The organism is Streptomyces sp. NPDC006140 (assembly GCF_040628815.1).
Lineage (GTDB): Bacteria > Actinomycetota > Actinomycetes > Streptomycetales > Streptomycetaceae > Streptomyces.
Genome location: NZ_JBEXTS010000028.1, coordinates 68382 through 80248 on the forward strand (window position 1 = coordinate 68382; position 11867 = coordinate 80248).

The following is an 11867-nucleotide window of genomic DNA, read 5'->3' on the forward strand; positions in this document are numbered from 1 at the left end:
GGACCCGCGTCTTTTCGTTGAATTGAACTCGTCTTGGGGAGGATTTTATGGTGGAAGTGAAGGCGCCCTCCGCCGGTGTCGGGCAGACCGCACTCTTCATCGCGTGGATGCGACAACTGGAAAGCGAGCGTCCGGATGCGCTGTTCCGTGACCCGCTGGCCGCCGCGATGCTGTCGGCGCTGTCGCGGGATCCGGTCCTGGCCGACGTGGCCGAGGTGATCAAGCAGACCCACCGCAGCGCGGAGGGCTTCCCCGCCTACTTCGCGGTGCGCACGAGGTTCTTCGACGACGAGATCCTCGCCGCGGTCCGGGGCGGCATCCGCCAGGTCGTCACACTCGCCGCCGGCGTGGACGGGCGTACCGTGCGGCTGGACCTGCCGGCCGGGACCCGCTGGTTCGAGGTCGAGCTGCCGGAGATGACGGAGTTCAAGGACGCGCTCGTCGCGGGCTCCGGGCTGCCGGTCGCGTGTGAGCGCCGCGCAGTGGCGGCCGACCTTCGCGAGGACTGGCCATCGGCCCTGCGAGCTGCGGGTTTTCACCCGGGGCAGCCGACGGTCTGGCTGGTCGAGGGCCTGCTGATGTACCTGGCCGACGCGGCCGGGGAGGCGCTCCTGGCCGGCCTCACCGAACTGTCCGCGCCGGGCAGCCGGCTGATGCTGGAGCACCTCAAGGCGGCCATGCTCCAGGAGGAGGGCAGGCCCGTGCGCGAACGCGTCGAGGAGCAGGGCGCCCAGTGGCTCTCCGCCCGCGACGACCTCGAGCAGTGGCTCGGCGGACACGGCTGGAGGGCCACGGTGTACGCGGGCGACGATCCGCGCATCGGGCACGGGCGCACCGTGGCCCCGCTGCCGGCCTGCTGGCTGGCGACGGCGGCGCTCACCGCCGGGGGGCGCTGAGGAAACCAGAACCCGCCCGGACGGGCGGCCGATCAATCGGAACTCAGAATTCCGTAGCAGGTCGCATTGTTCGTCGCCGCTGCCGCGAATCTTGGCCGGAATGCGCTGTGTGGCCCCGGTTTCATTACGGTGCCGCATGGGAATCTCGCCGGCCTCATCACCCGCTCTGTCTTTCGCTCGCGTTCATCGCCCCGTTAATTCGGAAGCGACTCGGTGGCAGATTTCGATCCCATTGCACCCTGCTTACCGAGATTTTCCCTTGCATGGCCCGGAACATGAGATTCCCCCGGAAACCATGTTCCTCGCCTCCTTCCTGATTTCCTCCCGCAGAGGATTGGCATGTCTGACGACACCGCACGCCCGCACGACCCGAAGGAGCCGCGTGCCCGCGGCGGACACTGCGTGGTGCTCGGGGCCGGCATCGCCGGGCTCTTCGCCGCCCGCGTGCTGTCCGGCACCTTCGACCGGGTCACCGTGGTCGACCGGGACACCCTTCCGGAGACGGACGAGAACCGGCGTGGTGTGCCGCAGGGGCGACACGCCCACGCGATCCTCCCCGCCGGCACCCGGGGACTGCAGGAGATGTTCCCCGGCCTGCTCGAAGGGCTGGAGGCGGCCGGGGTCCCCGTGGTCCGCGAACCCACCGAGATGCACTTCGCGCCCGGCGGCCACCCGCTCTGCCAGGAGGGCCGCTACGCCGACCCCACCCCCACCTACCAGCCGACCCGCCCCCAGCTCGAAAGGCAAGTCCGCGCCAGAGTGGGGGAGTTGCCCGGCGTGGAGATCATCGAGCGGTGCGAGGCCGCCGGGCTGGTCTGCACCCCCGACGGAACCCGCGTCACCGGCGTCCGCGTCGTGCACCGCGACGCGCGGGGGGAGCGCGAGCTGACCGCCGACCTCGTCGTCGACGCCACCGGCCGCGGCGGACGTGCCACACGCTGGCTGGCCGACCTCGGCTACGAGCCTCCCCGCGAGGACAGGATCCCGGTCGACATCAAGTACGTGAGCCGCACCCTGCGGCTCGCACCGGGTGCCCTCGGCCGCCGCAAGGTCGTGATCGTGGGAGCCGAGCCCGGCCGGCCCACCGGCGCGACCTTCCTCCAGCACGAGCAGGACCGCTGGATGCTCACCCTGATCGGCTACGGCGGTCACCATCCGCCGACCGACCCGGCCGGCTTCCTGGAGTTCGCCAAGCCCATCCTGCCCTCCGACGTCTTCGAGGCCCTGTGCGCCGCCGAACCCCTCGACGACCCGGTCGCCCACCGCTACCCGGCAAGCGTGCGCCGCCGCTACGAACGGCTGCGGAGGTTCCCCGAGGGGCTGCTGGTCTTCGGCGACGCGATCTGCAGCTTCAACCCCGTCTACGGACAGGGCATGTCGGTGGCCGCCCTCCAGGCCGCCGCCCTGCGGGAGTGCCTCGACCAGGGACCCGACCGGCTGTCGTACCGTTTCTTCCGGGCGGCCGCCCGCCGGATCGAGGTCGCCTGGCAGATGGCCGTCGGCAGCGACCTGGCCCTCCCTCAGGTCGAAGGGGACCGGCCGCTCCCGGTGCGGCTGACCAACGCCTGGTTCGAACGGCTGCTGACCGCCGCCGAGCGGGACCCCGCGCTCACCCAGGAGTTCGTCAAGGTCAGCTCCCTGCTCTCCCCGCCCCTGATCCTCCTCCACCCCGTCACCGTCGGCCGGGTCGTGCTCGGCAACCTGCGCCGTCCCCCTCGGGCGCGCTGAGACGAATCGACCCCACCCGCAACGAGGGCGCCGCCGTATCCGGCCGCCCGGCGCGCCACCGAGCGCGAAACGAAAGGAATGATTCCGAATGTCGAATTCCATGGTCTCCGTGGAATCGGTCGCCGGCGAGGCCCTGGTTCCCGACCGCGCGGAACTCGTCGCGCGGGCCGAAGGCCTGCGGGAACTCCTCCAGGAAGACGCCGTGGAATGCGAGCGGGAACGGCGCCTCACCGACCGGGTCGTCACCGCCATGACCGAGGCCGGACTCCTGCGGCTGCAGACCCCGCGGCGGCTCGGCGGATACGAGACGGACATGCGCACCCTGCTGGACGTCGCCACGGCGCTCGGCCGGGGCTGCCCCTCCGCCGCCTGGATCGCCGGCGTCCTGAACGCGGGCAACTTCATGGCCGCCCTCTTCCCGGCCGCCGCCGGCGACGAGGTCTGGGGCGACACCCCGGACGCCCGGTGCGCACTGGTCCTCGGGCTGCCCTCGCCCGCCGTGGAGCCGGTCGACGGGGGCCTGATCGTCAGCGGCGAATGGGCGTACGTCTCCGGCTGCCTGCACGCCCAGTGGGTCAGCGCCCTCATCGCCGTCCCCACCGACGCGGGCCGGCCCGACGTGCGGTTCGCCCTGATGCCCGCCGACGAGATCGCCATCAAGGACACCTGGTACTTCGCCGGGATGCGCGGCACCGGCAGCAACACCGTCGTCGCCGACCGGATCTTCGTACCCGACCACCGGCTGGTGCCGTACCTGCCCGTCCTCAACGGCGAGACCGACGGCGTCGTCGACCCCGCGCTGCCCTACCGCAACAGCCTGACCGGCCTGTTCGCGATCGGGTTGATCGGTGCCCTGATCGGCGCGGCCGAAGCGGCCCTCGACTTCGTCCGCGACAAGGGCCCCACCCGCCCGGTGGCCGGCTCCACCTACCGGGACCAGACCAAGTCGCCGACGTTCCAGCTCGACCTCGCCGACGCCGCCTCGAAGATCGACACGGCCAAGCTGGTCGCCGCCCGCATCGCGGACACCGTCGACGAACTCGCCCGGGCCGGCGTCAACGCCGACCTCACCGTCCGGGCCCGCAACCGCCTGGAGTCCGCCCAGGTCGGACGGCTCTGCCGCGAGGCCGTCGACACCCTCCTCACCGCCCACGGCTCGTCCGCCTTCAACGAGTCCAACCCCCTACAGCGGCTCTGGCGCGACATCAACGTCGGCAGCCGGCACGCCGGCTTCGGGATGGGCATCCCCGAACAGGTCTACGGCCGCGCCCTCGTCGGCGGCGACCCGCGCGACATCAGCTTCATCGTCTGACCCCACCACCGCGCACGCACCTCACCCCCACCCAGCGAGGACACCCATGTCACAGCCCCGAATACCCACCGACCCGACGGCGATGCGCGCCCACAACCGGGCCGTCGTCGAGCAGTACATGAACACCCGCGGCGAGGACCGGCTCCGGCGCCACCTGCTGTTCACCGAGGACGGCACCGGCGGACTGTGGACCACGGAGAGCGGCGAACCCATCGTCATCCGCGGCCGCGACCGGCTGGGCGAGCACGCGGTCTGGTCCCTCAAGTGCTTCCCCGACTGGGCCTGGACCAACATCGAGATCTTCGACACCCAGGACCCGAACCGCTTCTGGGTCGAATGCGACGGCGAGGGAAAGATCCTCTTCCCCGGATATCCCGACGGGCACTACGCGAACCACTTCCTGCACTCCTTCCTGTTCGAGAACGGGAAGATCAAGCAGCAGCGGGAGTTCATGAACCCCTGCCGGCAGTTCCGGGCCCTCGGCATCGACGTCCCGCGCATCGAGCGTGAAGGAATCCCCACCTGACGCCACGGCCCGCACCCGCGGCCCGTCATGAACCGCACACACACCTCTCCGCTCAACGGGGGCACTGTCGTGGGACAAGCACTCACCGAAATCCAGACAGCCAAAGCACTCCAACAGCCCGACTGGCCCGACCTCGCACAGGTCCAGCGCGTCCGCGAGATCCTGGGCTCCCGTCCACCGCTGGTCCGTGTCGACGACGTCCACACCCTCCGGTCGCTGCTCGCCTCCGTCGCCGCGGGGGAGGCCCTCGTCGTGCAGGCGGGCGACTGCGCCGAAGACCCGGAGGAGTGCACACCCGGACACGTACGGCGCAAGACCGCGGTGCTCGACCTGCTGGCCACCACCCTGAGAATGCTCACCGGCAAGCCGGTGCTGCGCGTCGGCCGGATGGCCGGCCAGTTCGCCAAGCCCCGGTCGAACGACTTCGAGCAGATCGGCGACCTGGCACTGCCCGTCTACCGAGGGCACATGGTCAACGGCCCCGAACCCGACCCGGAGACCAGGCGGCCCGACCCCCTGCGCATCCTCACCGGATACATGGCGGCCGGTGACATCATGGAGCACCTCGGCTGGCGCGCCCCCGCACTGCGCGCCTGGCCCGGCATCGAGCCCCTGGTCTGGACGAGCCACGAGGCGCTCCTGCTGGACTACGAGCTCCCGATGATCCGCGGACTCGGCGACTCCACACGCTGGCTGGCCTCCACCCACTGGCCCTGGATCGGCGAACGCACCCGGCAACTGGACGGCGCCCACGTCGACCTGCTGTCCGGCGTGGTCAACCCGGTGGCCTGCAAGGTCGGTCCGACGATGACCCCCGAAGAGATCGTTTCCCTGTGCGGGCGCCTCGACCCGCTGCGCGAGCCGGGCCGGCTCACCCTGATCTCCCGCATGGGAGCAGGCGCCGTCGGCGAACGCCTCCCCTCCCTCGTGGCGGCGGTCCGCTCCTCGGGACACCCGGCGATCTGGCTGTGCGACCCCATGCACGGCAACACCATCACCGCACCCGACGGCAGGAAGACCCGGCTGCTGACCACCATGGCCGAAGAGGTCCGGGCCTTCGGACACGCGGTCGCGGCGGCCGGCGGGGTGGCCGGAGGGCTCCACCTGGAGACCACCCCGGACGACGTGACGGAATGCGCCGCGGACCCCTCGGCCCTCGGCCGCATCGGCGAACGCCACACCACCTTCTGCGACCCGCGCCTCAACTCCCGGCAGGCCGTCGCCCTGGTCACCGCCTGGGCCGACACCCTCTGACCCCTGCCCCGCCGATGCGGCCACCCCATGGAAAGGAGCTGACCTCATGGCCGGCCTACCGCCCATCGCGTCGTACCCCCTGCCCACCGCCGAGCAGCTGCCCCGGAACGTCGCGCCCTGGATCCCGCACCCGGACCGCGCCGTCCTGCTCGTCCACGACATGCAGCGCTACTTCCTCCAGGCCCTGCCCGAGCCCCTGCGCGGCCAACTCGTCGACACCGCCGCCGCGTTGCGCAAGCGCGCCGCCGGCCTCGGCGTGCCCGTGGCGTACACCGCGCAGCCCGGCCGGATGACCGACGAACAGCGCGGCCTGCTCAAGGACTTCTGGGGCCCCGGCATGCGCACCGACCCGGCCGACCGCGCAGTGGTGGCCGAACTCGCGCCCACCGAGGACGACTGGGTCTTCACCAAGTGGCGCTACAGCGCCTTCTTCCGCTCCGACCTGCTCGAGCGGATGCGGGCCGCGGGCCGCGACCAACTCGTGCTGTGCGGCGTGTACGCCCACGTCGGTGTCCTGGCCACCGCGCTGGAGGCGTTCGCCCACGACATCGAGACCTTCCTCGCCGCCGACGCCGTCGGCGACTTCTCCGAGACCCACCACCGACTCGCCCTGGACTACGCGGCACAGCGCTGCGCGGTGGTCCTCCCCGCCACGGAGGTGTTCGGATGAGCGTCCCCCCGCGCCGGGGCCCCCGGACCGACGGCGACCTGCTCGCCCGGGTACTGGACCTCCAGGCACCCGCCTTCGCCCTGCTGCACCGCCCGGAGACCGGCGTCCCGGACACCGTCGACGTCCTGGTCGGCGACGTCACACTGCCGGAGACCCTCGCCGGTATCCCGCTCACGGACCGGCACGCGGCCGGCGAGCACGACGTCCTGGTCGTGGCGCCCTACCGGCAGATCACCGAGCGCGGCTTCCCGGCACCCGACGACGGGGCACCGCTCATCGCCCTGTCCGTCACCGGCCAGGACCGGGTCCCGGTGCCCGAACTCCTCCTGCGGCTCCCGGACACGCCGACCTCCGTGACCGCCCACGGCTTCGACATCGACGACGAGCACTACGCCGACACCGTTCGCCGTATCGTCACCGACGAGATCGGCACCGGCCAGGGCGCCAACTTCGTCCTCAAGCGGACCTTCCTGGCCGATGTCGGCGACTACTCGCTCCGCGACGCGCTGGTGTTCTTCCGCCGCCTGTTGGAGCGGGAACGGGGCGCGTACTGGACCTTCGTCATCCACACCGGTGATCGCACCTTCGTCGGCGCCACGCCCGAACGGCACATCTCCGTCAGCGGCGGGACCGCGGTCATGAACCCGATCAGCGGCACCTACCGCTACCCGCCGGCCGGCCCCACGCTGGAGGGCGTCACCGCGTTCCTCGCCGACCGCAAGGAGACCGACGAGCTGTACATGGTTCTCGACGAGGAACTGAAGATGATGGCCCGCGTCTGCGAGGACGGCGGCCGGGTCCTGGGCCCCTACCTCAAGGAGATGGCCCGCCTGGCCCATACCGAGTACATCATCGAGGGACGCACCGACCGGGACGTGCGGGACATCCTGCACGAGACGCTGTTCGCCCCGACCGTCACCGGCAGCCCGCTGGAGAGCGCCGTCCGGGTCATCGGCAAGTACGAACCCGAAGGCCGCGGCTACTACAGCGGTGTGGCCGCCCTGATCGGCCACGACACCGGTGCCGGGCGCGCCCTCGACTCGGCGATCCTCATCCGCACCGCCGACATCGACCCCCGCGGCCGGGTCCGCATCGGCGTCGGCGCCACGCTGGTCCGCCATTCCGACCCGCTCTCGGAGGTCGCCGAGACCCGCGCCAAGGCGTCCGGTCTGCTCGGTGCCCTGGAGAACGGCGGCGCCCGGCGCTACGGCACCCACCCGGACGTCTGCGCGGCCCTGACGCGACGCAACAGCGGCATCGCGCGGTTCTGGCTCGACGAGAGCACCGGCCGGCGGCCCGCGGTGACCGGGCTGGAGGGGCTGCGCGCTTTGATCATCGACGCGGAGGACACCTTCACCGCCATGATCGGGCTCCAGCTCCGCTCCCTGGGCCTGAAGGTGACGGTCCGCCACTTCGACGAGCCGTACGCCTTCGACGGCCACGACCTCGTCGTGATGGGCCCCGGACCCGGGGACCCCGGTGCGGCGGACGACCCGAAGATCCGCCGTCTGCGCTCGGCGCTCGAACAACTGCTGGGCGAGCAACGGCCCTTCGTCGCCGTGTGCCTGAGCCACCAGGTGCTCAGCCTCGCGCTCGGCCTCGACCTCGTCCGCCGGGACATCCCGAACCAGGGCGTGCAACGCGCGATCGACCTGTTCGGCAGCAGGGAACGCGTCGGCTTCTACAACACCTTCGCCGCCCGCAGCGACGAGGACAAGCAGGACATCCCCGGGATCGGCGCGATCGAGGTGAGCCGCGACACGGCGACCGGAGAGGTGCACGCCCTGCGCGGGCCGGGCTTCGCCTCGATGCAGTTCCACGCCGAGTCGGTCCTCACCGTCGACGGACCGCGCATCCTGGGCCGCACCATCCAGGAGGTACTGGGCCGTGCGGATTGACATCGCCTGGTGGGACCTCGACGGGACACCGCAGACCATCGACTCCCTCAGGGAACACCTGCGGGACGGCGCGGTCGCCGCGTGGGGCGACGTACCCGGGCTGCGGCTGAAGCTCTGGATCGCGGACCGGCAGCACAACCGGTGGGGCGCGGTGATGCTCTGGGAGGACGACCGCCCCGCCGGCCTGCCGCCCAACCGGGCCGCCCCGCTGATCGGCCGCCCGCCGACCCACCGCACGAGCTTCGATGTCGAGGCCACCGTCGAGGGAGCGTACGAACTGCCCCGACTCGGCGGCATCGGGCCCGTGTTCCTGACCGACGCACCGACCACGGGGGACGGATCACCATGCACGAGTACATAGTCGTCGACGCCTTCGCGCGCACCCCGCTCGAAGGCAATCCCGTGGCGGTCTTCTTCGACGCCGCCGACCTGACCACCGACCTGATGCAGCGCATCGCCCGGGAGATGAACCTCTCCGAGGTCACCTTCGTCCTCCCTCCCGAGCAGGGCGGGGACGCCCGCATCCGCATCTTCACCCCCGTCAACGAACTGCCGTTCGCGGGCCATCCGCTGCTGGGCACCGCGGTGGCGCTGGGCCACACGCTCAAGGAGGACCGGCTCCGGCTGGAGACCGCGATGGGGGTCATCCCGTTCGAAGTCGCCGACGACGACGGGGTGCCGACCGTGCGGATGCGGCAGCCCGTCCCCACCTGGGAGCCCTACGAGCACCGTGCGGAACTCCTGGCGGCGCTCGGCGTCGAGGAGACGGTCGCGCCGGTGGAGATCTACCGCAACGGCCCCCGGCACGTCCTCGTCGGACTCCCGAGCGTCACGGCCCTGTCCGCGCTCCGCCCCGACCACCGGGCGCTCGGCCACTTCCCGGACATGGCGGCCAACTGCTTCGCCGGCAGCGGCACCAACTGGCGGACCCGGATGTTCTCGCCCGCCTACGGCGTCGTGGAGGACGCGGCGACGGGCTCGGCGGCCGGGCCCCTCGCCATCCACCTGGCCCGGCACCGGCTCGGCCGCTACGGGCAGCGCCTGGAGATCCTCCAGGGCGTCGAGATGGGCCGCCCGTCCCTCATGCTCGCCACCGCCGAGGGCAGCGGCGACACCGTCCGGTCGGTCGAGGTCGGCGGCCACGGCGTCGTCGCCGCCCGCGGCACCCTCCACGTCTAGCGAGGATCGCGTGAACAGCAGCCGATTCGAAAGTCTCACCGGCGAAGTCGACCTGGACTTCCCCGAGTACGACGACCCGCCCGCCGAGCCGATGCCCCTCGTCCAGCAGTGGATCACCGAGGCGACCGCACGCGGCGTGCGCGAACCGCGCGCCCTGGCACTCGCCACCGCCGACAGCCGGGGGCGGGCCTCCAACCGCATCGTCTCCGTCACCGACGTCACGGCCCGGGGACTGGTCTTCGCCAGCCACTCCACCAGCCAGAAGGGACGCGAGATCGCCGCCACCGGCTGGGCGTCCGGAGTCCTGTACTGGCGCGAGACCGGCCAGCAGCTCATCCTCTCCGGCCCGGTCGCCCAGCTCAGCGACGCCGCGTCGGATGCCCTCTGGTCCGGCCGGCCGATCCCCATGCACCCCATGTCGGCGGCGTCCCGGCAGAGCGAACCCCTGCCGGACGCGGCCGCACTGCGCGCCGAGGCCGACCGCCTCGCAGCCCCCGGAACCCCGCTGCCCCGCCCGGCCCGTTTCGTCGGCTACCTCCTCGACCCGGTCGCCGTGGAGTTCTGGTGCGCCGACTCCGACCGACTGCACCGCAGGCTGCGCTACGACCGCCACGACCGGGCCTGGCGCACCAGCCGCCTCCAGCCCTGACCCGCTCGCCACCCGGAGGGTGATCACCTCATGAACGGCACAGCAGGCACCACCGGCGCGGCCCTGGTCCACGCCATGTCCCGGGTCCCCGGCCCCGTCACCGTAGTCACGACCGTCGACGGCGCCGGGCGGCGCCGGGGGTTCACCGCGACCTCCTTCAGCTCCCTGTCCCTGGACCCGCCCCTGGTCCTGGTCTGCCTGAGCAGGACCGCCAGCACCCACGAAGCGTTCAGGTCCGCCGACCGCTTCCTGGTCAACCTCCTGGCCCACGACCAGGACCACCTCGCGCTCCGCTTCGCCCGGTCCGGCGTCGACCGGTTCGCCGAGGGAGACGCCGCGGGCGACATCGTGCCGTGCGAACTGGGCCTGCCCGGATCGCCGGACGCCTGCGCCCGGATCGCCTGCGCGCTGCACGCCGTCCTGGACGGAGGGGACCACAGCATCCTCGTCGGCCGCGTCCTGGACACCCACGTGGACGACGACCGCACCCCCCTCGTCCACTACGACCGGACGTTCACCCACCCGGCCTGCGCGCTCGACACACCGAATCCGCTCCTCTCCCTCCACCTGGCGGACTGGTGACGACCGGCATGGACACCGCCGTGAAGGTCGCCGTCGTCTACTACTCCGCCACCGGTCACGTCGCCGACATCGCCCGGGAGCTCGCCGAGACGGCCGAGAAGGCGGGCGCCGAGGTGCGACTGCGCCGGGTCGCGGAACTGGTCCCGCCGGAGGCCGTCGAGTCCCAGCCGACCCGGTCCGCCACCTCGGCCGCGACCGCCGGCATCCCGCTCGCCCGCGTCGAGGACATCGTCTGGGCCGACGCCGTCCTCATGGGGTCCCCGACCCGGTTCGGCAACGTCGCCGCCCAGCTCAAGCAGTTCCTGGACTCCCTCGGCGGTGCCTGGAGGAGAGGGGAACTGGCCGACAAGATCTACAGCGGCTTCACCTCCACGGGCAGCCCGCACGGCGGCAACGAGTCCACGCTGCTGGCCCTCATGCACTCCTTCCACCACTTCGGCGGCATCGTCGTCGCCCCCGGGTTCACCCACCCCGACAAGTTCGCCGACGGCAACCCGTACGGCACCGCCCACCACGACGCCGGCGGCACCCTCCCGGTCGGCGACATCACCCGCAACGCCGCCCGCGTCCAGGCCGAACGCGTGGTCCGCCTCGCCAGAAACCTCACGGCCACCGCCCCCTGACCACTCCCCACCCTCCACAGCAGGGCCGGAGAGCTCCCACTTCCCCCGGGGAAACTCTCCGGCCCGGCACCCGCACGCCCCCCATCAGCCGGCAGCCGCCGCGCCCCCAGGGAGCCTCATGTCCCGCCGCCTGTTCACCGGCCGTGCCACCGACCAGCAGCTGACCCGGCTCGACGGCACCCGCATCCGCGAACTCGTCGACGACGCCGACCACTTGTTCACCGACGCCCACGACCACGCACTGCTGCTCGCCATCCCGGACACCGAGGCGGCCGACCCGACAGGCGCCGGCGCCGCCTTCCGCGCCGGATACCTGGCAGCCCTGGCCGCGGGCGAGGACACCGTCCGGTCCGCCCGGTCGGGCTCGGCACCGGCCGCCCAGGCCCTGTCCTGCACCGCCGATCCCGCACGGCCGCACGCCCTGACGAGAGCGGCGTACGGAACCGAGGAGCACTGTTGAGCAGGTTGCGCTGGCTGACCGCGGGGGAGTCCCACGGTCCCGCACTCGTCGCGACGCTGGAGGGTCTGCCCGCCGGCGTGCCGATCACCA

14 protein-coding genes are annotated in these 11867 nt (G+C 72.1%); all 14 read left to right on the forward strand.

Annotated features, from left to right (window positions below; genetic code table 11):
- Window positions 1-47 precede the first annotated feature (47 nt).
- The gene (locus ABZ386_RS40815) at window positions 48-896 is read left to right on the forward strand and encodes an SAM-dependent methyltransferase (protein WP_356673951.1); all 849 of its coding nucleotides are present in this window, start codon (window positions 48-50) and stop codon (window positions 894-896) included.
- A gap of 339 nt (window positions 897-1235) precedes the next feature.
- Window positions 1236-2624, forward strand: a complete 1389-nt coding sequence (locus ABZ386_RS40820; protein WP_358968583.1) for an FAD-binding monooxygenase — start codon at window positions 1236-1238, stop codon at window positions 2622-2624.
- A gap of 88 nt (window positions 2625-2712) precedes the next feature.
- Window positions 2713-3936 carry an acyl-CoA dehydrogenase family protein gene (locus ABZ386_RS40825; protein WP_358968586.1) on the forward strand — a complete coding sequence of 408 codons (1224 nt, stop codon included), beginning with the start codon at window positions 2713-2715 and terminating at the stop codon, window positions 3934-3936.
- A gap of 46 nt (window positions 3937-3982) precedes the next feature.
- Window positions 3983-4462, forward strand: a complete 480-nt coding sequence (locus ABZ386_RS40830) for a PhzA/PhzB family protein (RefSeq protein WP_358968589.1) — start codon at window positions 3983-3985, stop codon at window positions 4460-4462.
- A 69-nt stretch (window positions 4463-4531) separates the two neighbouring features.
- The gene (locus ABZ386_RS40835) at window positions 4532-5716 is read left to right on the forward strand and encodes a 3-deoxy-7-phosphoheptulonate synthase (protein ID WP_351335284.1); all 1185 of its coding nucleotides are present in this window, start codon (window positions 4532-4534) and stop codon (window positions 5714-5716) included.
- A gap of 46 nt (window positions 5717-5762) precedes the next feature.
- Complete coding sequence (locus ABZ386_RS40840) at window positions 5763-6386, forward strand: isochorismatase family protein (protein ID WP_351335281.1); 624 nt, start codon at window positions 5763-5765, stop codon at window positions 6384-6386.
- Window positions 6383-8284, forward strand: a complete 1902-nt coding sequence (locus ABZ386_RS40845) for an anthranilate synthase family protein (RefSeq protein ID WP_358968592.1) — start codon at window positions 6383-6385, stop codon at window positions 8282-8284. Before ABZ386_RS40840 ends, ABZ386_RS40845 begins: the two co-directional genes overlap by 4 nt.
- Window positions 8274-8645 carry a hypothetical protein gene (locus ABZ386_RS40850; protein ID WP_351335278.1) on the forward strand — a complete coding sequence of 124 codons (372 nt, stop codon included), beginning with the start codon at window positions 8274-8276 and terminating at the stop codon, window positions 8643-8645. The genes ABZ386_RS40845 and ABZ386_RS40850 overlap by 11 nt, the downstream gene beginning before the upstream one ends.
- Window positions 8630-9463 carry a PhzF family phenazine biosynthesis protein gene (locus ABZ386_RS40855; protein WP_358968595.1) on the forward strand — a complete coding sequence of 278 codons (834 nt, stop codon included), beginning with the start codon at window positions 8630-8632 and terminating at the stop codon, window positions 9461-9463. The genes ABZ386_RS40850 and ABZ386_RS40855 overlap by 16 nt, the downstream gene beginning before the upstream one ends.
- 10 nt (window positions 9464-9473) lie before the next feature.
- The gene (gene phzG, locus ABZ386_RS40860; protein WP_358968598.1) at window positions 9474-10112 is read left to right on the forward strand and encodes a phenazine biosynthesis FMN-dependent oxidase PhzG; all 639 of its coding nucleotides are present in this window, start codon (window positions 9474-9476) and stop codon (window positions 10110-10112) included.
- 30 nt (window positions 10113-10142) lie between these two features.
- Window positions 10143-10694, forward strand: a complete 552-nt coding sequence (locus ABZ386_RS40865; protein WP_351335272.1) for a flavin reductase family protein — start codon at window positions 10143-10145, stop codon at window positions 10692-10694.
- Window positions 10695-10702: 8 nt separating this feature from the next.
- Entirely contained in the window at window positions 10703-11317 is a 615-nt protein-coding gene (gene wrbA, locus ABZ386_RS40870; protein ID WP_356618836.1) for an NAD(P)H:quinone oxidoreductase, read from the forward strand.
- A 118-nt stretch (window positions 11318-11435) separates the two neighbouring features.
- On the forward strand, window positions 11436-11777 hold the full coding sequence (locus ABZ386_RS40875) for a PfkB family carbohydrate kinase (protein WP_351335266.1): 342 nt from the start codon (window positions 11436-11438) through the stop codon (window positions 11775-11777).
- On the forward strand, window positions 11774-11867 hold a 94-nt coding region (locus ABZ386_RS40880; protein WP_351336173.1), incomplete at its 3' end, for a chorismate synthase. The genes ABZ386_RS40875 and ABZ386_RS40880, both read left to right, overlap by 4 nt.